Source organism: Hymenobacter sp. B81 (assembly GCF_044628455.1).
Lineage (GTDB): Bacteria > Bacteroidota > Bacteroidia > Cytophagales > Hymenobacteraceae > Solirubrum.
Map to the genome: position 1 here is coordinate 811,698 of NZ_JBIYZW010000002.1, position 24,026 is coordinate 835,723.

The 24,026-nt window shown below is 65.6% G+C and carries 17 protein-coding genes; 16 read left to right on the forward strand and 1 reads right to left on the reverse strand.

The window, feature by feature from the left end; translation table 11 throughout:
• Positions 1 to 3 precede the first annotated feature (3 nt).
• A complete protein-coding gene (locus ACE191_RS14685) occupies positions 4 to 1,653 on the forward strand; it encodes a glycoside hydrolase 43 family protein (RefSeq protein WP_400192988.1) in 1,650 nt (549 codons plus the stop codon).
• A 219-nt stretch (positions 1,654 to 1,872) separates the two neighbouring features.
• Here the strand turns inward: ACE191_RS14685 and ACE191_RS14690 are convergent, their stop codons facing one another.
• Positions 1,873 to 2,886, reverse strand: a complete 1,014-nt coding sequence (locus ACE191_RS14690) for a LacI family DNA-binding transcriptional regulator (RefSeq protein WP_400192989.1) — start codon at positions 2,884 to 2,886, stop codon at positions 1,873 to 1,875.
• A gap of 285 nt (positions 2,887 to 3,171) precedes the next feature.
• Here ACE191_RS14690 and kduD point away from each other — a divergent pair, with 285 nt between their 5' ends.
• From kduD to ACE191_RS14765, 15 genes are all read left to right on the forward strand, one after another.
• Positions 3,172 to 3,942: a 2-dehydro-3-deoxy-D-gluconate 5-dehydrogenase KduD gene (gene kduD, locus ACE191_RS14695; protein WP_400192990.1), complete on the forward strand. Its 771-nt coding sequence runs from the start codon at positions 3,172 to 3,174 to the stop codon at positions 3,940 to 3,942.
• Positions 3,943 to 4,052: 110 nt separating this feature from the next.
• Positions 4,053 to 4,871: a 5-dehydro-4-deoxy-D-glucuronate isomerase gene (kduI, locus tag ACE191_RS14700; RefSeq protein ID WP_400192991.1), complete on the forward strand. Its 819-nt coding sequence runs from the start codon at positions 4,053 to 4,055 to the stop codon at positions 4,869 to 4,871.
• Between the two features lie 54 nt (positions 4,872 to 4,925).
• On the forward strand, positions 4,926 to 8,189 hold the full coding sequence (locus ACE191_RS14705; RefSeq protein ID WP_400192992.1) for a SusC/RagA family TonB-linked outer membrane protein: 3,264 nt from the start codon (positions 4,926 to 4,928) through the stop codon (positions 8,187 to 8,189).
• 22 nt (positions 8,190 to 8,211) lie between these two features.
• On the forward strand, positions 8,212 to 10,068 hold the full coding sequence (locus ACE191_RS14710; protein WP_400192993.1) for a RagB/SusD family nutrient uptake outer membrane protein: 1,857 nt from the start codon (positions 8,212 to 8,214) through the stop codon (positions 10,066 to 10,068).
• 4 nt (positions 10,069 to 10,072) lie between these two features.
• Positions 10,073 to 10,417 carry a cupin domain-containing protein gene (locus ACE191_RS14715; protein WP_400192994.1) on the forward strand — a complete coding sequence of 115 codons (345 nt, stop codon included), beginning with the start codon at positions 10,073 to 10,075 and terminating at the stop codon, positions 10,415 to 10,417.
• Positions 10,418 to 10,452: 35 nt separating this feature from the next.
• The gene (gene pelA, locus ACE191_RS14720) at positions 10,453 to 12,507 is read left to right on the forward strand and encodes a pectate lyase (RefSeq protein WP_400192995.1); all 2,055 of its coding nucleotides are present in this window, start codon (positions 10,453 to 10,455) and stop codon (positions 12,505 to 12,507) included.
• Between the two features lie 10 nt (positions 12,508 to 12,517).
• Positions 12,518 to 14,044, forward strand: coding sequence for a tagaturonate reductase (locus tag ACE191_RS14725; protein WP_400192996.1), 1,527 nt, complete (start codon positions 12,518 to 12,520; stop codon positions 14,042 to 14,044).
• Positions 14,041 to 15,693: a UxaA family hydrolase gene (locus ACE191_RS14730; RefSeq protein ID WP_400192997.1), complete on the forward strand. Its 1,653-nt coding sequence runs from the start codon at positions 14,041 to 14,043 to the stop codon at positions 15,691 to 15,693. The genes ACE191_RS14725 and ACE191_RS14730 overlap by 4 nt, the downstream gene beginning before the upstream one ends.
• A gap of 103 nt (positions 15,694 to 15,796) precedes the next feature.
• Positions 15,797 to 17,239 (forward strand): glucuronate isomerase, encoded by a 1,443-nt coding sequence (uxaC, locus tag ACE191_RS14735; RefSeq protein WP_400192998.1) that lies wholly within the window; start codon positions 15,797 to 15,799, stop codon positions 17,237 to 17,239.
• A 245-nt stretch (positions 17,240 to 17,484) separates the two neighbouring features.
• A complete protein-coding gene (locus tag ACE191_RS14740; protein ID WP_400192999.1) occupies positions 17,485 to 18,498 on the forward strand; it encodes a PfkB family carbohydrate kinase in 1,014 nt (337 codons plus the stop codon).
• 21 nt (positions 18,499 to 18,519) lie between these two features.
• On the forward strand, positions 18,520 to 19,197 hold the full coding sequence (locus ACE191_RS14745; protein WP_400193000.1) for a bifunctional 4-hydroxy-2-oxoglutarate aldolase/2-dehydro-3-deoxy-phosphogluconate aldolase: 678 nt from the start codon (positions 18,520 to 18,522) through the stop codon (positions 19,195 to 19,197).
• A 5-nt stretch (positions 19,198 to 19,202) separates the two neighbouring features.
• Positions 19,203 to 20,558 carry an MFS transporter gene (locus tag ACE191_RS14750; RefSeq protein WP_400193001.1) on the forward strand — a complete coding sequence of 452 codons (1,356 nt, stop codon included), beginning with the start codon at positions 19,203 to 19,205 and terminating at the stop codon, positions 20,556 to 20,558.
• Between the two features lie 184 nt (positions 20,559 to 20,742).
• Positions 20,743 to 21,228: a nuclear transport factor 2 family protein gene (locus tag ACE191_RS14755; protein WP_400193002.1), complete on the forward strand. Its 486-nt coding sequence runs from the start codon at positions 20,743 to 20,745 to the stop codon at positions 21,226 to 21,228.
• 111 nt (positions 21,229 to 21,339) lie between these two features.
• The gene (gene fbp, locus ACE191_RS14760) at positions 21,340 to 22,356 is read left to right on the forward strand and encodes a class 1 fructose-bisphosphatase (RefSeq protein WP_400193003.1); all 1,017 of its coding nucleotides are present in this window, start codon (positions 21,340 to 21,342) and stop codon (positions 22,354 to 22,356) included.
• Between the two features lie 71 nt (positions 22,357 to 22,427).
• The gene (locus ACE191_RS14765) at positions 22,428 to 23,972 is read left to right on the forward strand and encodes an aldehyde dehydrogenase family protein (RefSeq protein ID WP_400193004.1); all 1,545 of its coding nucleotides are present in this window, start codon (positions 22,428 to 22,430) and stop codon (positions 23,970 to 23,972) included.
• Positions 23,973 to 24,026: the final 54 nt, after the last annotated feature.

Here is a 24,026-nt window from a genome sequence, read left to right on the forward strand (position 1 = left end):
CTCATGCTTCACTTCCTCCGTCGCCCCCTGAAAACCCTGCTCCTAGCCGCTGGCCTGGCGCTGCCCGGGCTGGCAGCGGCCCAGTCTTCGGACCTTTCGAAAGTGTGGGTGCCCGATCTGGGCGACGGCCGCTACCAGAACCCGGTGCTCTACGCCGACTACTCCGACCCCGACGTGGTGCGCGTGGGCGCCGACTACTACCTGACCTCGTCGAGCTTCAATGCCGTGCCGGGCCTGCAGATTCTGCACTCGCGTGACCTGGTAAACTGGCGCATCATCGGGGCGGTGTTTCAGCAGCAGCCCCCGCTGGCGCGCTACCGTGAGGTGCAGCACGGCAACGGGGTGTGGGCCCCGGCCATCCGCTTTCACCGCGGCGAGTTCTACATCTACTACCCCGACCCCGACCTGGGTATCTTTGTGACCAAGGCCAAAAACCCGGCCGGGCCGTGGTCGGCGCCGGTGTGCGTGAAGGAAGCCAAGGGCTGGATTGACCCCTGCCCGCTGTGGGACGAAGATGGCCGCGCCTACCTGGTGCACGGCTTCGCCGGCTCACGGGCGGGCATCAAGAGCGTGCTGGCCGTAAGTCCCATGGCGCCCGACGGATTGAGCCTCATCGGCGACGACGTGCTGGTGTTCGACGGGCACGCCCGGCACCCCACGCTGGAAGGCCCGAAGTTCTATAAGCGCAACGGCTACTACTACATCTTTGCGCCCGGCGGCGGCGTGAGTACGGGCTGGCAAACGGTGCTGCGCAGCCGCAGCGTGCTCGGCCCCTACGAAGACCGCATCGTAATGGACCAGGGCCGCACCGCCGTCAACGGGCCGCACCAGGGCGCCTGGATCGACACCAACACCGGCGAAGACTGGTTTCTGCACTTCCAGGACCAGGGAGCCTACGGCCGGGTGGTGCATTTGCAGCCCATGAGCTGGAAAAACGACTGGCCCGTCATCGGCCACGACCCCGACGGGGACGGCAAGGGCGAACCGGTGCTGACCTACGCCAAGCCCCGCGTGAAAGGAAAAGCCCAGCCGTTGGCCACGCCCGCTACTTCCGACGAGTTCAGCGGCAACCGCCTGGGTTTGCAGTGGCAGTGGCACGCCAATGCGCAGGATTACTGGGCCTACCCCAACGGCCCGCAGGGCTACCTGCGCCTGTACTCGGTGCTGCTGCCCGAGGGTTTCCGCAACCTCTGGCAGGCGCCCAACCTGCTGCTGCAAAAGCTGCCCGCCGAAACCTTCACCGCCACCACCAAGCTCACGTTTTCGCCGCGGGTGGAAGGGGAGAAGCTAGGGCTGATCATGATGGGCCTCGACTACGCCTACCTCTCGCTCACCTACCAGGGCGGCAAGCTGCTGCTCGGCCAGAGCGTGTGCCGCAACGCCGACAAGCTGGGCCCCGAAACCAGCACCGCGCCCGTGGAAGTGCCCGCTGCTCAAGCCAAAGAGCCGCTTTATTTACGCGTGGCGGTGAAAGCCGGTGCCCGGTGCCAGTTCAGCTACAGCTACGACGGTCAGACGTTTCAGCCCCTGGGCGCGGAGTTTCAGGCCCGCGAGGGCAAGTGGATCGGCGCCAAAATGGGCTTGTTCTGCTCCCGCCCCAGCAAGTTCAACGACTCCGGCAGCGCCGACGTGGACTGGTTCCGGGTAGAGTAACTGGTTTTTGGTTTTTGGTTGTTGGTTTTTGGTCGTTAGGGTCGGTGGTTTCAGAACTGTCATCCTGAGGCGTAGCCGAAGGACCTTACCACTTCAGGCCGAGTCGTTGTTACGGCGTCGTTCACGCGGGGCAAGGTCCTTGACTTCGTCGACCTGCGGTTCGCCTTTGGCTCAGGATGACAGACAACCAAAAACCAACAACCAAAAACGAAAAACCAACTACCGTCGCGTGGATTCGCGGATGACCATTTCGGTGGGAATGCGCACGGTGCCGATGGGAGTAGCGCGCTGCTTGCGCTCAATGAGCTCGATGAGGCGCTCGGCAGCCACCTGCCCGATTTCCTGGGCCGGCTGCACCACGGTGCTCAGCGAGGGGGACAGCAGATCGGCCACGTTCAGGTTGGTGAAGCCGATCAGCGACACCTCTTCGGGAATGGCTACGTGGCGCTGCTGCAGGGCGGCCAGGCAGCCCAGGGCCAGCCGGTCGGAGGCGGTGAAGAAGGCGTCGGGGCGCGGCTCCAGGGCCATCAGGCTGTCCACCATCTGCCCGGCCTCGTCGGGGCCGAAGGTGCCGTAGCGCACCAGGTTATCGTCGAAGGGCAGGCCGTATTTTTCGAGGGCGGCGCGGTAGCCGGCCAGGCGCTCCTGCGTGATGCTGAGCCAGGGCGGAATGGTGAGGTGGGCAATGCGGCGGCGGCCCTGCTGAATGAGGTGCTCGGTGGCGGCGAAGGCCCCGCCGAAGTTGTCGGCCACCACCTGCGTGGCTTCTAGCTCGTCCGACACGCGGTCGAACAGCACCAGCGGCAGGTTTTTCTGCTGCATTTCCTTCAGGTGGCTCACGTCGGAGGTTTCGCTCGAAAGCGAAATCAGCAGCCCGTCGACCTTGCGGGCCGCGGCCTGCTGCACGTTGGCCACTTCGCGCTCGTACGACTCGTGGGTCTGGAAGATGATGACGTGGTAGCCGCGGTTGTAGGCAATGGCCTCGATGCCGTTGATGGCCTGCGAGAAAAAGTAGTTGGCAATCTGCGGCACAATCACGCCGATGGCGCGGCTGCTGCTGCCCTTCAAACTCAGGGCAATGGGGTTGGGGCGGTAATTGAGCCGCTCGGCGTACTCCATCACCAGCCGCTTGGTCTCGGGGTTAATCTCGTAGCTGCCCCGCAACGCCCGCGACACGGTGGAGGTCGACAGGTTCAGGGCGCGGGCAATGTCTTTGATGGTGACGGTATCCAAGAGCGGAAAGCTTAGTTGAGTGCAATTGAAGGTGGTAGGAGCAGGGGCGCTTTGGCAGGTGGGTGCAGGACGGATTTTTCGGAATCGACAACCAACAAACGCTTGAAATCAAGCATTTCGGCCCGGTGGCAACGTTCCCGATAACGATTGCACAAATAAAGATTGTGCTACTCGTTGGTTTGTGGCCCGGGCTATGAAATTTAACAAACCTCAGCCCGGGTCAAGTCTACCAAAAATCCCGGGGTTTTACCGGAAAGTTACCAAACCCCGTCCTCCGTTTTGCCCATGAGCCACCCCACCTCGTTTAGTCTGACCGGCAAGGTCGCCCTGGTTACGGGCTGCAATAAAGGCATTGGCCAGGCAATGGCCCTGGGTTTGGCCGAAGCCGGGGCGGACATCATCGGCGTGTCGGCCTCCCTGGCGCTGAGCGGCAGCGACACCGAGCAGCGGGTGCGGGCCCTGGGCCGCGCGTTTACGGCCTACCAGGCCGACTTCAGCCAGCGCGCCCAGGTCGATGCCTTTATCGAGCGGGTGCAGCAGGACTTTCCGCGCATCGACATCCTGATCAACAACGCGGGCACCATCCGCCGCCAGCCCGCCGCCGAGCACTCCGACGCCTACTGGGACGAGGTGCTCACCATCAACCTCGACGCCCCGTTCCGGCTGGCCCGTGCCATCGGCGGCCGCATGCTCGCGCAGGGCGCGGGCAAAATCATCTTCACCGCCTCGCTGCTCACCTTTCAGGGCGGCGTGACGGTGCCGGGCTACGCGGCCAGCAAGGGCGCCATCGGCAGCCTGGTGAAGGCCCTGGCCAACGAGTGGGCCGGCCGCGGCGTCAACGTCAACGCCATTGCCCCCGGCTACATCGCCACCGACAACACCGAGGCCCTGCGCAACGACCCCGACCGCTCCCAAAGCATCCTGGCGCGCATTCCGGCTGGCCGCTGGGGCCGTCCCGACGACTTCAAAGGCCCCACCGTGTTCCTGGCCTCGGCCGCGGCCGACTACGTGCACGGCACCATCCTCACCGTCGACGGCGGCTGGATGGGGCGGTAGCTGGCAGTTATCAGTTGCCAGTTGCGAGTTGACAGTTGCCAGGTCCTGCGGATGGCCGGCAGCCAGAGACGACAACCAAAAACCAACCACGAAAAAACGAACAAGACCTCATGCTTCAACGATACGCCAGCAGCCCGCGCGAAACCGCCCAGATGAACACCGCCCAGCTGCGGGAGCATTTTCTCATTGAGCAGGTATTTGTGCCCGGCCAGATCGAGCTGGTGTACACCCACTACGACCGCATGATTGTGGGCGGCGCCACGCCCGGCGCGGCGCCGCTGAGCTTGCCCAATCCCGCCAGCCTCAAAGCCGAGTACTTCCTCGAGCGCCGCGAGCTGGGCATCCTGAACGTGGGCACGGCCGGTCAGGTGACCGTCGACGGCGCGGTGTACGAGCTGGGCCACCAGGACTGCCTGTACGTGGGCCGCGGCGCGCAAGCGGTGGAGTTTGCCGGCGAAGGCGCGCGCTACTACCTGCTCAGCGCCCCGGCCCACCACGCCCACCCCACCACGCTGCGCACCCAGGCCGAGGCCACGCCGGTGGAGATGGGCGCCCTGGAAACGGCCAACCGCCGCACCATCTACAAGTACATCTACTCGGAGGGCATTCAGAGCTGCCAGCTGGTGATGGGCCTGACGCAGCTGCAGCCCGGCAGCGTGTGGAACACCATGCCCGCCCACACCCACGACCGGCGCATGGAGGCCTACCTGTACTTCAACCTGCCCGCCGAGCACCGCGTGCTGCACCTGATGGGCGAGCCCACCGAAACCCGCCCGCTGTGGGTGGCCAACGAGCAGGCCATTCTCTCGCCGCCCTGGTCGGTGCACAGCGGCTGCGGCACCAGCAGCTACGCCTTCATCTGGGGCATGGCCGGCGAAAACCGCGAATACACCGACATGGACGCGGTGGGCATTGCCCAGCTGCGCTAGCGCGCCGCTTCTTCCTCCCCCTTCAGGATTCCCACACCACAACCCCCTTCCCACATGAAACGACCCTTACTACTGCTTCTGCCGCTGGCCAGCATCTCGCTGGTAGCTTCGGCGCAGGAGCAGCGCCCGGTGCAAGGCACCGTGCGCTCCGCCGACAAATCGGAACCATTGCCCGGCGTGACGGTCGTGGTGAAGGGAACTACCATTGGCGCCACCACCGACCCCGACGGGCGCTTCCGCCTGAACGTGCCGGCCGGCGAGGTCACGCTGCGCATCAGCTCCATCGGCTTCGAGCCGCAGGACGTGGCCGTGAGCGGCCGCAGCGAGGTGAACGTGAGCCTGAAGGAAGACGCCAAGACTCTCAGCGACGTGGTCGTTATCGGCTACCAGGAGGTGCAGCGCCGCGACGTGACCGGCTCGGTGTCGTCGGTAAACGCCCAGCAGATCAAGGACATTCCGGTGAACTCGGCCGCCGAGGCACTGACCGGCCGCCTGGCCGGCGTGCAGCTGACTTCGGCCGAGGGCACGCCCGGCAACCAGAACGTGCAGATCCGGGTGCGCGGCGGCGGTTCGGTTACCCAGGACAACTCGCCGCTGTACGTGGTCGACGGCATTCAGGTGGAAAACGCGCTGTCGGTGATTTCGCCCCAGGATATTGCCTCGGTCGACGTGCTCAAGGACGCTTCGGCCACGGCCATTTACGGGGCCCGCGGCGCCAACGGCGTGGTCATCATCACCACCAAGGGCGGCCGCGAGGGCAAAACCGTCATCAGCTACAACGGCTTTGCCGGCTTCCGTCGCCTGGCCCGCAAGCTGGATCTGATGCAGCCCGCCGACTACGTGAACTACCAGTACGAGCGCGCCGCCAACATCGGCGCGGGCGGCAACGGCGGCCTGGAAACCTTCGAGGACGTGTTCAGCACTCGCAACTTCGGCGGCGACACGCTCAACGCCAGCCGCAACGCGCCCTTTATCGACTGGCAGGACCGCGTGTTCGGCCGCGACGCGTTTCAGCAAACCCATAACCTCTCGCTGAGCGGCGGCACCAAGGGCTCGACGTTTGCCCTGAGCCTGACCGACAACGAGGAGCAGGGCATTCAGCGCGGCTCCGACTACAGCCGCCAGCTGATCAACTTCCGCTTCGACAACACCGTGAGCGAGAAGTTCCGCTTCGGCTTCAACACCCGCTTCAACAACCAGGTGTCCAACGGCGCGGGCACGTCCACGGCCGGCTCGTCGGTGACCTCGCGCCTGCGCAACGCGGTGCAGTTTCAGCCCCTGACCGTGCCCTTCCCGGGCGCCTTCGACCCGAACGTGTTCGACGAGGAATTCTACACCAACTCCAGCCTGGTAAACCCGGTGCTGGCCATCGACAGCGAGTACCGCCGCGACCGGCGCCGCACCCTGAACCTGGCCGGCAACGCCAGCTTCAGCTTCCGCAAAAACCTGGTGCTGCGCTCCACGGCCGGCGTCGATTTGAACGACCAGCGGGTGGAAACCTTCAACGGGCGCTACTCGCCCACCATCCGCCAGCCCGCCGGCGGCTTCCAGAACCTGCCGTTTGCCTCGCTCACCACGGGCCTGCAAACCACCTTCAACAACTCGAACGTGCTGACCTACTCGCTGGAGAAGGGCCTGCACCGCTTCGACGCGCTGCTGGGCCAGGAGGTGTACCAGCAGAACAGCACCACGCAGTACATCCAGACGAACTTTCTGCCCCTGAACATCACGCCCGAGCGCGCCATTGCCAACATCAACCAGGGCGTGCTGCCCCCCGGCGTGAGCGCGCAGCCGGTGCTGCCCAGCACCGGGCAGCCCAGCAAGTCCACCCTGCTCTCGGGCTTCGGCCGCCTCAACTACGCGCTGGCCGACAAGTACCTGGCCACGTTCACCTTCCGCGCCGACGGCTCGTCGAAGTTCCGGCCCGGCAACCAGTGGGGCTACTTCCCGGCCGGCTCGCTGGCCTGGCGCATCTCGCAGGAAGACTTCCTGAAGCCGGTGGCCGTTATTTCGGACCTGAAGCTGCGCCTGAGCTACGGCCTGGCCGGCAACAACCGCATTGCCGACTTCCTGGGCGAGCAACTCTTTCAGGTGGGCGGCAGCGAGTACTACCTCAACCACGTGCGCTACGGCGCCACCGTGGCCGACGTGCTGCCCAACCCCTTCCTGAAGTGGGAAACCACCGTCTCGCGCAACCTGGGCGTGGATCTGGGCATGTTCCAGAACCGCCTGCAGTTCACCGCCGACGTGTACTACAACACCACCCGCGACCTGCTGGTGAACGTTCCGGTGTCGCCCACCTCGGGCTTTTTGCGCCAGCTGCAGAACGTGGGCTCGACCAGCAACCGCGGCCTGGAGCTGCAGCTCAGCGGCACCGTGCTGCAAACCACCGACTTTACCTGGACGGCCTCGGCCAACACCTCGTTTAACCGCGGCAAAATTGAAAGCCTGGGCCCGATCAACGAAATCACGGGCATCTCGTCGGGCTGGGCCGGCACCAACAACATTGCCCAGGACTACCTGGCGCGGGTGGGCGACCCGGTGGGGTTGATGTACGGCTACGTGACCGACTTCGACAACGGCCGCCAGGGCTTCTACACCGTCGACGACTTCGAGAGCTACAACCCCGCCACCAACACCTGGGTGCCCAAAACCGGGCTGGTATCGAACCTGAACATTGTGGGCGCGCCGCGCCTCGAGCCGGGCGTCATCAAGCTCAAGGACGTGAACGGCGACGGCGCCGTAACCGACGCCGACCGCACCGTCATCGGCAACGCCAATCCCAAGTTTGTGGGCGGCCTCAACCAGCAGTTTGCCTACAAGGGCTTCGACGCGAGCATCTTCCTGAACTGGGTGGTGGGCAACGACGTGTACAACGCCAACAAGATTGAGTTTACCTCGGCCATCAACCCGGTGAGCAACATGCTCGACGTGATGAACGAGCGGTGGCGCACCCTCGACGCCAACGGCCAGCGCTTCGCCAACGCCGAAGCGGCCCGCGCCGCCAACCAGAACGCGCGCATCTGGCAGCCTACCCGCCAGCTGTTCCTGCACTCCTGGGCCATCGAAGACGGCTCGTTCCTGCGCATCAACAACCTCACCCTGGGCTACTCGCTGCCCAAGGCGCTGATTGCCCGGGTGAAGATGACCCAGGTGCGCTTCTACGCCACGGCCAACAACGTGTACACCTTCACCAAGTACACCGGCTACGACCCCGAGGCCAACACCCGCCGCGGCTCCCCGCTCACGCCCGGCGTCGACTACGCCGCCTACCCGCGCAGCCGCGCCTTCCTGTTCGGCGTGAACCTTTCCCTGTAACCCACCCAGCTTTCCTCCGCATATGAAACGCAATGCACTTCGCCGGGCTGTGTGGGCCACGGCCACCGTCGCCGGCCTGGCCGGCACCCTCTCCTCCTGCGAGAACTTCCTGGAAGTAACCCCCGACGCCTACTCCACCACCGAAGACGTGTTCGGCACGGCGGCCGGCGCCACCACGGCCGTGCTCGGCGCCTACGACCTGCTCTCGGGCGACCAAACCTACGGCATCCGCATCAGCCTGTATTTCCCCTACGACACGGACGAGATGCAGGGCAGCAGCGGCACCTTCGACTCGGGCCGCCGCGGCATTGGCCGCTACCGCGCCCTGCCCACCAACGGCGACATCACCAACCCGTTCAATAACCTCTACCAGGGCATTGAGCGCGCCAACGTGTGCATCTACAACATTCCGCGCATGGCCCTCTACAACGGCGGCACGCCTGCCGACACGGCCACTCTGCACCGCCTGCACGGCGAGGCCCTGACGCTGCGCGCCCAGTTCTACCACGAGCTGATTCGGAACTGGGGCGACGTGCCCACCCAGTGGGAGCCGGCCGCGCTGCTGGCCCTGGAAAACAACCTGAACCCCGGCAACGCGCCCCGCCACGCCACCTACGAGCGGCTGCTGGCCGACCTGGCCACGGCCGCCAAGCTGGTGCCCTGGCGCAGCGCCGCCGGCACCAACAGCGAACGGATTACCAAGGGGGCCGTGAAAGCCCTGCGCGCCCGCCTGGCTTTGGCCCGCGGCGGCTGGTCGGCCAACCCGCGCACCGGCCAGATGGAGCGCCCCAGCGACTACCTGACCTACTACGAAATTGCCCGGCAGGAATGCCTGGAGCTGATGGCCCACCGCGGCGAGCATAACCTGAACCCGAGCTTCGCCGAAACCTTCAAGAGCATCAACGAACTGCGCCGTGAGTCGGCCAACGAAATCATCTTCGAGGTAGGCATGGGCGGCAGCACGGCCCTCTCGGACAGCAAGCTGGGCTACTACAACGGCCCGCGCCTGAACAACTCGACCACCTACGGCACCACCCAGGGCGCCGTCACGGCCACGCCCACTTACTTCTACGCTTTCGACTCGCTGGACGTGCGCCGCGACATCACCCTGGCGCCCTACACCATTGCGGCCAACAACAACCAGGCGGCCACCACGCTCATCAGCATCTACGACGGCAAGTTCCGACGCGACTGGCGTACCCCGGCCCTGCCCGGCACCAGCAACTACCTGGGCTACAGCTGGCCCATCATCCGCTTCGCCGACGTGCTGCTGATGTTTGCCGAGGCCGAGAACGAAGTGAACGGCCCCACCGCAGCTGCTCTGAGCGCCCTGATGGAAGTGCGCACCCGCGGCTTCGGCGGCAACTCGGCCCGCGCCGCGGCTACGCTGGGCGCCACCGGCAGCAAGGCCGACATGTTCAACGCCATTGTGCAAGAGCGGTTCCTGGAGTTCGGCGGCGAGGGCATCCGCAAGTTTGATTTGCTGCGCTGGAACCTGCTCGAAGCCAAGCTCAACGAGGTGAAAGCCCAGATCCGCGACCTGCGCGACAGCACCGGCGTGTACAGCAAGGTGCCGCGCGTGATGTACTACCGCGTGGTGAGCGGCAAAATTCAGTGGGCGCGCTCGTTCTACCGCCCCAGCCCGGCCTCGCGGCCCAGCGGCACTACGCTGATCAACTGGCGCCAGGCCGTGAACAACGCCTACGTGCTCAACACCAAACCCAACGGCACCAGCGAAACCTTCGGCACCCAGCGCCTGACCAGCAACGGCAGCGGCGTGGCCGCCGAGTACCAGCCCGGCCGCGGCAAGGAGCTGCTGCCCTACCCGGCCGGCTCGGTCGACGTGAACCGCAACATCCAACAGAACTTCGGTTACTAGCCCCATGCCCACGGCTTCTGCTTCCCACTGGTTTTCCCAGGGCCCCGACCGGCCCTGGGAAACCGTGGCCCCCGGCGTGCGCCGCCAGGTGCTGACCTACGACGCGGCCCTGATGATGGTGAAGGTGGCCTTCGAGGCCGGCGCCGTGGGAACCCGCCACCAGCACCCGCACACCCAGGCCTGCTACGTGGCCAGCGGAGTGTTCGCGGTCAGCATCGGTGAGGAAACCCGCGAGCTGCGCGGCGGCGACACCTTTCACGTGCCCGCCAATGAGTGGCACGGGGTAGTGTGCCGGCAGGCCGGCGAGCTAATTGACGTGTTCACGCCCATGCGCGAAGACTTTGTATAGCGCGCCTTTTTCGGGCGCACCAGCTGATAGTGCAGATGATGAAGTGGAAGTGGTTTAAGAAGGTCGCTCTCCTGCTCACGGTGGGGATTTGGGGAAATGCTTCCTCCGTGAATGCCCAGCAGGTGAGCGTAGCGGCGGATGGTTCGGGCGAGTTCCGGACCATCCAGGCCGCTATTGCCTCGTTGCCCGACCACGCCGACCGGCCGCGCATCATCCTGATCAGGAAAGGCACCTACCGCGAGCAGCTGTTCATCGACGGCAAAAACCACATTACCCTGCGCGGCGAAAGCGAGAAAGGCACCGTGGTGACCTTCGCCCTGGCCCGCGACGCGGCCCGCTGCGCCGGCAACACCGACGACTGGGGCGTGGCCACCGTGAACCTACGCAACGCCCCCGACATCACCCTGGAAAACCTGACGGTAGTCAACAGCTACGGCTTCGAGGCCGCGGGCGACCAGACCCTGCCTTGCCCCAGTGACCCGCGGGGGCAGAAGGTGGTCAGCAAAACCGGCCACCAGATGGCCCTGCGCACCTTCGCCGGCACCACCCGCCTGATGGTGCGCCGCTGCACCTTCCGCGCCCTGGGCGGCGACACGGTGAGCCCCTGGGATACCGAGGGCGGCATGTACTACTTCAAGGACTGCACCATGGAGGGCGGGGTAGACTTCTACTGCCCGCGCGGCTGGGCCTACGCCGAAAACGTGCGCTTCATCTGCCACAACCGCTCGGCCGCCATCTGGCACGACGGCTCGGGCCACCGCGACTCCAAGACGGTGCTCAAGAACTGCTCGTTCGAGGGCGAAGACCAGTTCAAGCTCGGTCGCTACCACCGCGAGTCGCAGTTTTACCTGGTGGGCTGCCGCTTCCCGCGCAACATGGCCGACGCCGACATCTACCACGCCCCCTCAGGTCCGGGCACGCCCGCCTGGGGCCGCCGCGTGTACTACGCCAAGGCGCGCCGCAAGGGCGGCAACTTCGCCTGGATGCAGGACAACCTGGCTTCGGCCGAGGGTGCCCCGCAGGCCCGGCAGATTACCGCCGCCTGGACCTTCGGCGGGCGCTGGAACCCCGAGGCCCCGGCCGGCACGCCCCTGGCTCGGGTAGCCGTGGCCCTCGACAGCGTGGCCGAGCACATGCTGGTGTTTCAGCGCGCCATCGGCGGCTGGCCCAAGGCCGTGGGCGAGGTGAAGGTGAACTACGAGCAGCCGCTGAGCCGGGCCCAGCGCGCCGCCACCCGCGCCGATGCCGGGCGCCGCGACGCCACCATCGACAACAACGCCACCACCCGCGAAATCCGCTACCTGACGGAAGCCTTCAAGCGCACCAGCAACCCGGCCTACCGCCAGGCCGCCGAGCGCGGGGTGCGCTACCTGCTGCAGATGCAGCTCAAAAGCGGCGGCTTCCCGCAGTTCTACCCCGACAGCAGCGGCTACCGCGGGCAGATTACCTACAACGACGACGCGATGGTGCGCGCCCTGCAGGTGCTGCGCGAGGTGGCCGGCAAGCAGGGCGACTTTGCCCTGCTCGACCACACCCTGGTGGAGCCGGCCAAGCAGGCCGTGGCGCGCGGCGTGCAGTGCATGCTGCGCACCCAGTACGTGCAGCGCGGCCGCCTCACGGCCTGGGGCGCCCAGCACGACCGCCGCACCCTGCTGCCCTGCAAGGCCCGGGCCTTCGAGCTGCCTTCGCTCAGCGGCATGGAAACCGTGGGCATCGTGCGCTTTCTGATGGGCGTGGAAAACCCCGGCCCCGAAGTGCGCGCGGCCATTGCCGCCGCCGTGGCCTGGCTCGAGGCGGTGAAAATGCCGGGCTACGCAATAAAAGAAATTCAGGACCCCAGCCAGCCTACAGGACGGGACAGGATAGTTGTGGCCGAGGCCGGCGCCACCTTGTGGGCGCGCTTCTACGACCTCGACACCAACCAGCCCATTTACGTGGGGCGCGCCGGTGAAAAAAAGGCCGCCTTGGCCGACATCGAAAACGAACGACGGGCCGGCTACGCCTACGCCGGCACCTGGCCCGCCAAGCTATTAGCCACGGAGTATCCCAAGTGGCAAAAAAAGTGGGAGAACGGAAAGAGCGGATTATAAGAACCCTGTCATGAGCTACTTGTCTCGTACCGTCGCGCTGGCCGCTGCCAGTCCGGCCGCCAGCCTGCCCGACGCGCAGCTGCTGGCTTTGCCCGAAAAAGTGCTGCAGTTTGGCACCGGCGTGCTGCTGCGCGGCCTGCCCGACTACTTCATCGACAAAGCCAACCGCCAGGGCCTGTTCAACGGCCGCATCGTGGTGGTGAAAAGCACCGACGGCGGCGACATTTCGGCCTTCGAGCGCCAGGACGGGCTGTACACGCTCTGCATCCGCGGCGTCGAAGACGAGCAGACCATCGAGGAAAACGTGGTGTGCGCGGCCATCAGCCGGGTGCTGTCGGCCAAAAGCCAGTGGGCGGAAATTCTCCGGTGCGCTGCCAACCCCGAGCTGACGGTGGTCATCAGCAACACCACCGAAGTGGGCATTCAGCTGGTGGCCGACGACATCCGGCAAAGCCCGCCGGTATCGTTTCCCGGCAAGCTGCTGGCCTTTCTCTACGCCCGCTACCAGGCCTTTGGCGGCGACAAAACCAAGGGCCTGGTGATTGTGCCCACCGAGCTGGTGCCCGACAACGGCCGCAAGCTCGAAGGCATTCTGCTGGAGCTGGCCCACCGCAACGACCTCGACACCGACTTCCTGGAGTGGCTCGAATCGGCCAACCAGGTCTGCAACTCCCTGGTCGACCGCATCGTGCCGGGCCGGCCCGACGCGGCCACGCGCAACGCCCTGACCGGGCAACTGGGCTACGAAGACGAGCTGCTGACCATCTCCGAGTCGTTCCGCCTCTGGGCCATCGAGGGCGACGAGCACGTGCGCCGGGTGCTCTCGTTTGCCCAGGCCGACGAAGGCGTAATCATTCAGCCCGACATCAACGAGTTTCGGGAGCTGAAGCTGCGCCTGCTCAACGGCACGCACACGCTCAGCTGCGGGCTGGCCTTCCTGAGCGGCTTCGAGACGGTGCGCGCCGCCATGGAAGACGACGCGCTGGCCGCCTTCATCAGCAACCTGATGCTGGCCGATTTGCTGCCCGGCATTCCCTACCCCGTCGACGCCACGCTGGCCCACCGCTTCGGCGGGCAGGTGCTCGACCGGTTCCGCAACCCCTACATCGACCACCGCTGGCTGTCGATTACCATGAACTACTCGGCCAAGATGCAGATGCGCAACGTGCCCACGCTGCTGCACTACTACCAGCAGCTGGTGGTGGTGCCCCAGTACATCAGCCTGGGCTTTGCGGCCTACCTGCTGTTCATGCGCGGCGTGCAGGAGGAAAACGGCACCTGGTACGGGCAGTCGAACGGCGAAACCTACCCCATTCAGGACGACAAGGCCGGCTACTTCGCCGACCTCTGGCAGCGCCTGCAGCCCGAGGAACTCACCCGCACTGTGCTGCAAAGCCACGCCCTGTGGGGCCACGACCTGACCCTGCTGCCGGGCTTCGCCGCGCAGGTGGCCACCTACCTGCGGCAGATGCTGGCCCAGGGTGTGTACGCCACGGTGGGCGCCTACCTCAACGAAAAGGTCTTTCTCGACAAATGAAACATCTCGTAGCCCAGATTCACCCCCAGGACAACGTGCTGGTCGCCCTCACCGACCTGCCCGTGGGTACGCCCGTGCCCTGGAACGGCGGTATGATTACTACCACCCAGGCCATTCCGGCCAAGCACAAAGTAGCCACCCGCGACCTGGAGCCCGGCGACCTGGTGCACATGTACGGGGTGCTGGTGGGCAAGGTGCGCGAGCGGATTCCGCTGGGCGGCCTGCTCACCACGGCCAACATCCAGCACGCTACCGACTCGTTTGAGCAGACCGGCACCCGCCGCCTCGACTGGCCCCGGCCCGACGTGGGCCGGTGGCAGGAGCGCACCTTCCTGGGCTTTCACCGCGCCGACGGCCGCGTGGGCACCGCCAACTACTGGTTGGTAATTCCCTTGGTATTCTGCGAAAACCGCAACATTCAAGTGCTGGAAGAAGCCCTGGTCGACGACCTGGGCTACGGCCGCCGCAAAAGCTACCAGCCCCAGACCCAGGAGCTGATCCAGCTGATGCGGGCCGGCAAATCGGTGGAGGAAATTCTGCAGGCCGACTTGCAAACGGCCCTCGACGGGCAGGCCAAGCCGCGGCTGTTTCCAAACGTGGATGGCGTGCGCTTTCTCACCCACGAGGGCGGCTGCGGCGGCATTCGGCAGGATGCCCAGACGCTGTGCGGGCTGCTGGCCGGCTACATCACCCACCCCAACGTGGCCGGCGCCACGGTGCTCAGCCTGGGCTGCCAGAACGCGCAGGTGTCGATGCTGCAGGACGAAATCAACAAGCGCAGCCCGCAGTTTCTCAAGCCGCTCTACATCCTGGAGCAGCAGAAAATCGGCACCGAGGAAGCCCTCATCAGCACGGCCCTGCGCCAGACGTTTGCGGGCCTGATGCAGGCCAACGCTCAGCACCGCGAGCCGGCCCCCTTGAGCAAGCTTTGCATCGGGCTGGAGTGCGGCGGCTCCGATGGCTTCTCGGGCATCTCGGCCAACCCCGCCGTGGGCCACGTCTCCGACCTGGTAGTGGCCCTGGGCGGCTCGGTTATTCTGGCCGAATTCCCCGAGCTGTGCGGGGTGGAGCAGGAGCTGGTCGACCGCTCGGTGGACGAGGAAACGGCCCGGCGCTTCAGCTCCCTGATGAAGGCCTACGGCGACTCGGCCGTAGCCGTGGGCTCGGGCTTCGACATGAACCCCTCGCCCGGCAACATCCGCGACGGGCTGATTACCGACGCCATGAAGTCGGCCGGCGCGGCCCGCAAGGGCGGCTCGTCGCCGGTGGTGGCGGTGCTGGACTACCCCGAGCCGGTAACCAAGCCCGGCCTGAACCTGCTCTGCACCCCCGGCAACGACGTGGAATCGACCACGGCAGAAGTCGGTTCGGGCGCCAACGTGGTGCTGTTCACCACCGGCCTGGGCACGCCCACCGGCAACCCCATTGCCCCGGTGGTGAAGATTGCCACCAACACCCCGCTGGCCCGGCGCATGCCCGACATCATCGACCTGAACACCGGCACCGTCATCGATGGCGAGGAGACCATTGAGCAGGCCGGCGAGCGGATTCTGGAGTACGTCATCCGCGTGGCCAGCGGCGAGGAAGTGGCCGCCGTGCGCCACGGCCAGACCGACTTCATTCCCTGGAAGCGCGGCGTGAGCCTGTAGGCTGGTTTTTGGTGATTGGTTGTTGGTTTTTGGCCAAACAAAGACCGCGCAACCGCCCGCTTAATCGCCCAAAAACCAACAACCAAAAACGATAAACCAAGCCATGAAGCCCTTCCTCGGCCCCGACTTTCTGCTGCAAACCGAAACGGCGCGCGTGCTCTACCACGAGTACGCGCAGCCCATGCCCATCATCGATTACCACAACCACCTGCTGCCCGACCAGATTGCCGAGGATAAGCAGTTTGAGAACCTGACGCAGATCTGGCTCTACGGCGACCATTACAAGTGGCGGGCCATGCGCACCAACGGGGTAGACGAGCGGTTTATCACCGGCGACGCCTCGGACTGGGAGAAGTTTGAGAAGTGGGCCGAAACCGTGCCCCAGACCCTGCGCAACCCGCTTTACCACTGGACCCACCTGGAGCTGCAGCGCTACTTCGGCGTGACGGAGCTGCTCAGCAAGGAGTCGGCCCGCCGCATCTACGACCACTGCTCCCAGCTGCTGCGCACGCCCGAGTACTCGGTACAGAACCTGCTGAAGAAGATGAACGTGCAGACCCTCTGCACCACCGACGACCCGGCCGACTCGCTGGAGCACCACCGCGCTATTGCGGCCAATCCGTTCGGCGTGCAGGTGCTGCCCACCTTCCGCGCCGACAAAGCCATGTCGCCCGAAGACCCGGCTGCCTACAACGCCTACCTGGATAAGCTGGGCGCCGCCGCCGCGGTCGACATCGTGAGCTTCCCCGACCTGGAAACCGCCCTGCGCGTGCGCCACGACTACTTTGCCGCCCTGGGCTGCCGCCTCTCCGACCACGGCCTGGAGCAGATGTACGCCGCTGACTACACCGACGCGGAAATCCACGCCATCTTCGCCAAGGTGCGGGGCGGGCAGGCGCTGGCGCCGGCGGAAATCCTGCAGTTCAAGTCGGCCGTGCTGGTGCTGCTGGCTGAAATGGACTGGGAGAAAGGCTGGACCCAGCAGTTTCACCTGGGCGCGCTGCGCAACAACAACGCCCGCATGCTGCGCCAGCTCGGCCCCGACACCGGCTGGGACTCCATCGGCGACTTCGCGCAGGCCCCGGCGCTGTCGAAGTTTCTGGACCGGCTCGACACCCAGGACAAGCTGGCCAAGACCATTCTCTACAACCTCAACCCCGCCGACAACGAGCTGTTCGCCACCATGATCGGCAACTTCCAGGACGGCTCGGTGGCGGGCAAGATGCAGTTCGGTTCGGGCTGGTGGTTTCTCGACCAGAAAGACGGCATGGAGCGGCAGATCAACGCCCTTTCCAACATGGGTTTGCTGAGCCGCTTCGTGGGCATGCTCACCGATTCGCGCAGCTTCCTCTCGTACCCGCGCCACGAGTACTTCCGTCGCATACTGTGCAACGTCTTCGGCCGCGACGTGGAAAACGGCGAGCTGCCGGCCGATATCGAGCTGCTGGGCCGCACGGTGCAGAACATCTGCTTCCACAACGCCGAGCAGTACTTCGGCTTCCGCACCGTGGCCCAGCCCGGCCCGGTGGCCGTGGCCGCGCACTAGGTCGTTGCTCGTTGGTTTTTGGTGAGTGGTTTATGGTTGTTGGTTCCGCATCAGCAGCCCCAGGCCAAAAACCAATAACCGATTACCATAAACCATCCCCGTCGGCAACGTTCCCGCAAACGATGCCGGTGTTTTTGTTGGGCCTGACCGATTGCCCCGCGGCTTTTCCTGCCGAAGTTGTTGGTCGACCCCGTTCACTTTAACCCTCGGCCCCGGCGTACCCGCCGGCGTCTTGGCCCCCCGGAATGAAGCAGATTGTCACGTTTGGCGAAATCATGATGCGGCTCGCGCCGCCGTTGAACTACCGCCTCGAGCAGGCCGCGCAGCTGGAAGTCACCTACGGCGGCGGCGACGCCAACGTGGCCGCCTCGCTGGCCTGCCTGGGCGCGCCCGCCGCCCACGTTACCTGCTTTCCCGACCACCAGCTGGGCCGCGCCGCGGTGCAGCAGTTTCGCCGCCTGGGCGTGGACATGCGCCACACCGTGTTCAGCCCCAACACCCGCCTGGGGTTGTACTTCCTGGAAGTGGGCGCCTCGCTGCGGGCCAGCAGCATCGTCTACGACCGGTTCGACTCGGCCTTTGCCAAGCTCGACCCGGCGGCCTTCGACTGGGACGACATTCTGAAGGACGCGCAGTGGCTGCACTGGACGGGCATCACCGCCGCCGTATCGGCCGGGGCGGCCCAGGCCACGCGCGACGCCATTCGGGCGGCCCGCCGGCTGGGCATCACCGTGTCGGCCGACGTGAACTACCGCCGCAACCTGTGGCAGTACGGGCAGCGGGCCCAGGATGTGATGCCCGAGCTGACGGCCGGCTGCGACGTGGTGGTGTGCTCCCAGGGCGATGCCGAAGATTTGTTCGGCATCGTGGCCCGGGCAGATGCCCCCAACGGCTTTGCCTCCATGGCCGAGCAGCTGCGGCAGCAGTTTCCGCAGATCAGGCAGGTCATTGCCACCAAGCGCAAAACCCAGAGCGCCTCGCACGAGCGCATCAAGGGCATGCTGGTGGATGAGCAGGGCTACCAGGAAACCAGCTACTACGACCTCACGCCCGTGGTCGACCGCATCGGCGGCGGCGACGCCTTCATTGCCGGCTTTATCTACGGAGCGGTGCAGCAGCGGCCGGCCGCCGAGTGCCTGGCCTTCGCCACTGCGGCCTCGGCCCTCAAGCACACCATCCACGGCGACGTGAACCTGGCCACCGCGGCTGAGGTCGACCACATCGTGCGGGGCAACACCTCCGGGCGCCTGCTCCGCTAACCCTTCAACCCCGCTTTCCCCATGAACCCGGCCACCCAATACGACCCGAAGATTTCCTCCGCCGACGTGCTGCAGCGCGTGCTGGCCTCGCCGGTTATTCCGGTGTTCTACCACGCCGACGTGGACTACGCCCAGCGCATGCTGTCGGCCTGCTACGCGGGCGGCATCCGGGTGTTTGAGTTTACCAACCGCGGCGACAACGCCTTCGAGGTGTTCGGCCAGCTGCGGCGCTACGCCCGCGAGCAGTGCCCCGAGCTGCTGCTGGGCATTGGCACCATTTACAACGCCCGGGACGCGGAAGCCTTCATCCTGGCCGGCGCCGACTTCGTGGTGCAGCCCATTACCACCGCCGACGTAGCCGCCACCTGCCGCCACCACGACGTAGCCTGGGTGCCGGGCGTGATGACGCTCAATGAGATTTTTCACGCCACCCGCCTGGGGGCGGCCCTCGTGAAGATCTTCCCCGGCAGCGTGGTGGGCCCCGACTACGTGAAGGCCGTGCGCGGCCCCATGCCCCAGGTCAAGATCATGGTCACGGGCGGCGTCGAGCCCACCGTGGAGAGCCTGCGCGAGTGGTTTGGGGCCGGCGTGAACTGCGTGGGCATGGGCAGCCAGCTGTTCAAGAACGCCGACGACCCCGCCGCGCTCAGCCGGCGCATTGCCGGGCTGCTCGAATTCGTAGCCACCGTTAAGCCCTAGCCGCCATGCCCACGACCACCCCCTCTTCGGTGGAGCGCGCCGCCGGCCCGGCTCTGCTCAGCGCCGAGCACATCGGCAAGTACCGCTGGACCATCTGCTCGCTGGTGTTCTTTGCCACCACCGTCAACTACCTCGACCGGGCCGTCATTTCCCTGCTCAAGCCCTACCTCGAAACCGAGTTCAAGTGGAACGCGGGCGACTACGCCAACATTGAAATTGCCTTCAAGGTGGCCTACTCGCTGGGCATGGTGGGCGCGGGCCGCATCATCGACAAGCTGGGTACTAAGATCGGCTACGCCCTGGCCACGTTTCTGTGGAGCCTGGCCGCCATTGGCCACGCCTTTGTGACGGGTACGCTGGGCTTTAGCGTGGCCCGCGCCTTTTTGGGCGTGACCGAAGCCGGCAACTTCCCGGCGGCCATCAAGGCCACGGCTGAGTGGTTTCCGCAGCGCGAGCGGGCGCTGGCCACGGGCATTTTCAACTCGGGCTCCAACGTGGGCGCCATCATTGCCCCGCTTTCGGTGCCCTTCATTGCCGAAACCCTGGGCTGGCAGTGGGCCTTCATCATCACCGGCGCTTTGGGCTTTGTGTGGCTGGTGCTCTGGTTTATCTACTACGAAGTGCCCGCCAAGCAGGCCCGCCTGGGTCAGGCCGAGTACGCCTACATCCACAGCGACGCGGAAAGTCAGGCCGACGACGCCAGTGACAAACCGCGCGTTTCCTGGTTCCGGCTGCTGAGCTTCCGCCAAACCTGGGCCTTCGTGCTGGGCAAGTTCCTGACCGACCCCATCTGGTGGTTTTACCTGTTCTGGCTGCCCGACTTCCTCAACAAGCAGTACGGCCTGAAAGGTACCGACGTGGCCCTGCCGGTGGCGGTGGTGTACATCCTGTCGAGCGTGGGCAGTGTGGGCGGCGGCTGGATTCCGCTGAACTTCATCCGCAACGGCTGGCCGGCGTTCCGCGCCCGCAAAACCTCCATGCTGCTCATCGCCCTGTGCGTGCTGCCCATCGTGTTTGCCCAGCAGCTGGGCCAGATCAACATGTGGCTGGCGGTGCTGGTCATCGGCATTGCGGCGGCGGCCCACCAGGCCTGGAGCGCCAACATCTTCACCACCGTGTCGGACATGTTTCCCAAGCGCGCGGTGGCTTCGGTGACGGGTATCGGCGGCATGGCCGGCGGCCTGGGCGGCATCCTGCTCTCGGCCCTGGTGCAGAAGCGCATGTTTGTGTACTACGAAAGCATCAACCAGCTCGAAACAGCCTACTTCATCATGTTCCTGATTTGCGGCGGCGCCTACCTGCTGGCCTGGGGCCTGATGCACCTGCTGGCCCCGCGCATGAAGCAGATCGAGCTGGACTAGTCAATTGTTAGTTGGCAGTTGTCAGTGTCTGGTGCCTGGTCGGGGGTAACGGATTGGCAGCCGGTGCTGCCTCCGGCGCCGAACCCCAGGCCACGAAAACCCAAAGTGAAGCACTAAGCACCAACAACGGACAACTCGTAACTGGCAACTAACAACTGCCAACTCCCAACGGACAACTCAACCCATGCAACGACTCCTGATGCTGGCTTTTTTGCTGGTGCTCACGACCACCTCCGGGCTGCGGGCGCAGACGGCGGTCAGCAAGAAAAACCGGGCAGCCCAGCAGCAGATGGAAGCCCTGGAGCGGCAGCGCTTCGCGGCCCAGGTCAGCAAGGACTACGCCCTGCTCGAGCGCGTGTTGGCCGACGACCTGGTGTACATCCACGGCAGCGGCAAGCAGAACGGCAAGCCCGACTACATTCAAAGCATCCGCGACGGGCAGAGTCGCTACGACCGGATCGACGTGGAAGCCCTGCACGTGCGCGCCTACAACGACGGGCGGGCCGCCGTGGTCAACGGTATCATCGTCATTACTACCTTGCCCGCCACGCCCGACGCCGCGCCCAGCCGCGCCCGCTTCAAGTACGTAGTGGTGCAGATCAAAGACCCCAGGAAAGGCTGGCAGGTGGTCACGTGGCAGTCGCAAAAGCAGGCCGACCCCAAAAGTTGAGGCGGGAGTTGCCAGTTGTCAGTTACCGGTTGTCAGTTGGCAGTTGGGAGTGACCAACAACGAGCAACCAGAAACCAACAACAAATAACCAAAAACGAAAAACGCCCCGCCATGACCGCGCCCGACGAAGACCTTATTGCCTCGCCCGTAGGCATCACGCTGGAGCGCTACATCATGCGCAAGCAGGCCGAGTTTCCCTTTGCCACCGGCGAGCTGTCCCAGCTGCTGCGCGACATTGCCCTGGCCGGCAAAATCATCAACCGCGAAGTCAACCGCGCCGGCCTCTCGGACGTGACCGGCGCCTTCAGCCGCCAGAACGTGCAGGGCGAGCAGCAGCAGCGCCTCGACATGGCCGCCCACGTGCGCTTCGTGCGGGCCCTGCGCAACGGCGGCCAGGCCTGCGCGGTGCTGTCGGAAGAAGAGGAGGGCCTCATTTACACCGGCAACGACCACGCCAAGTACGTGGTGGCCATGGACCCGCTGGACGGCTCGTCGAACATCGACGTGAACGTGTCCATCGGCACGCTGTTTTCCATTTACTGCCGCGTAACGCCGGTGGGCTCCAAGGCCACCGCGGCCGACTTTCTGCAGGGCGGCCGCCGGCAGGTGGCCGCGGGCTACGTGCTCTACGGCTCGAGCACCATGCTGGTGTACACCACCGGCCACGGCGTCACGGGCTTCACCTACGAGCCTTCCCTGGGCGAGTTTTTCCTCTCGCACCCCGACCTGCGCATCCCGGCCGCCGGCCGCACGTTTTCCTGCAACGAGGGCTACTGGTACGAGTACCCGGCCTACGTGCGTGCCTTCCTGGAAAGCTGCAAGCGCCGCGGTCTGCCCGGCCGCTACATCGGCTCGTTGGTGGCCGACTACCACCGCAACCTGCTCACCGGCGGCATTTACCTGTACCCGCCCACCGCGGCCCAAACCGAGGGCAAGCTGCGCCTGCTCTACGAGTGCTACCCCCTGGCCTTCCTGATGGAGCAGGCCGGCGGCGAGGCCACCACCGGCACCCAGGCCGTGCTCGACGTGGTGCCCACCGACTTTCACCAGCGCTGCCCCCTGGTCATCGGCTCACCCGACCTGGTGCAGGAGCTGCTGGCCTGCGTGGCGGCGGCTTCGGCCGGGTAGGTTTTAGTTAGCCCGCGACTGGTCAGGGTACTGCCCGCGGGCTTTTTCTTTCGTTTCTCATTCGCTGATTCATGCCTAAAATCGTTTCGCCCCAGGTGGAGTTTGGGGGCCTCATGGCCCAGGTCAAGCAGATTACGCCGGAAATCCTGACCGAAGACGGCCGCTTTCTGAACTTGCTGGAAGGCCGCTGGCAGGAGCCCGGCACCCCGCGCCCCTTCACCTCGCCGGTCGATGGCTCGGAGCTGGGTGCCCTGCCCATGCTCGACCACGCCACCGCCCTGCGGGCCGTGCGCGCCGCCAAGCAGGAAGCCGCCGACTGGGCCGGCGTGGAGCTGGACGAGCGCCGCCGCCGCGTGCAGGACTGTCTCGATTTGCTGCGCCAGCACGTAGAACTGACCGGCAAGCTGCTGATCTGGGAAATCGGCAAAACCTACAAGCTGGGCTTCACCGACATCGACCGCGCCATCGACGGCGTGCAGTGGTACGTCGACCACATCGAGGACATGCTGGGCACGCGCCGGCCGCTGGGCCTCGTGAGCAACATCGCCTCGTGGAACTACCCCATGTCGGTGCTGCTGCACGCGGTGCTCACCCAGGTGTTGTGCGGCAACGCCGTCATTGCCAAAACGCCCACCGACGGCGGCTTTATCTCCCTGAGCTTCACCTTTGCCCTGGCCCGCCGCTGCGGCCTGCCCGTGACGCTGGTGAGCGGCGCCGGCGGCGAGCTGAGCGACGTGCTGGTGAAGAACGAGGCCATCGACTGCCTGAGCTTCGTGGGCGGGCGCTACAACGGCCGCAACATTGCCGATGCCCTGGCTGCCCACGACAAGCGCTACATGCTGGAAATGGAGGGCGTGAACACCTACGGCATCTGGGACTACAGCGACTGGAACAGCCTGGCCGACCAGCTCAGGAAGGGCTACGACTACGGCAAGCAGCGCTGCACGGCCTACGTGCGCTTCGTGGTGCAGCGCAGCCTGTTTCCGAAGTTCCTGGAAACCTACTGGGAGGCCGCCCGCAGCCTGAAAGTGGGCAACCCCACGCTGGTCGACAACGCCGCCGACAAGCTGCCCGAGCTGGCTTTCGGCCCCGTCATCAACCGCGCCCAGGCCGAAGACCTCGACCGCCTCTACGCCGACGCGCTCAAAACCGGCGCTACGCCCATCTTCGAGGGGCAGCTCGACGACGCGCTGTTCCTGCCCGGGCAAGACCGCTCGGCCTACCGCGCCCCGCGGGCCCTGGTGAACCTGCCGCGCCAGAGCGAGCTGTACTTCAAGGAGCCCTTCGGCCCCATCGACTCCATCGTGCTGGTCGACCGCGTGGAGGAGCTGGTGGGCGAGATGAACATCTCAAACGGTGCCCTGGTAGCAGCCCTGGCCTCCGACGACGAGAAGTGGGCCCAGCGCACGGCCCGCGAAATCCGCGCCTTCAAGGTGGGCATCAACAAGCTTCGCTCGCGCGGCGACCGGGAAGAAGTGTTCGGCGGGCTGGGCGAGTCGTGGAAGGGCGCTTTCGTGGGCGGCAAGCTGTTGGTGGAAGCCGTAACCCAGGGCGAACCGGGACAGCCCGTGCTCGGCAACTACCCCGACGCCACCCTGCTGCCCGAAAAGCCGTAAGCACGCCCGGCTGCTTCGCGCTGAAGCGGCGCCCCGGCCTTGCTGGCCGGGGCG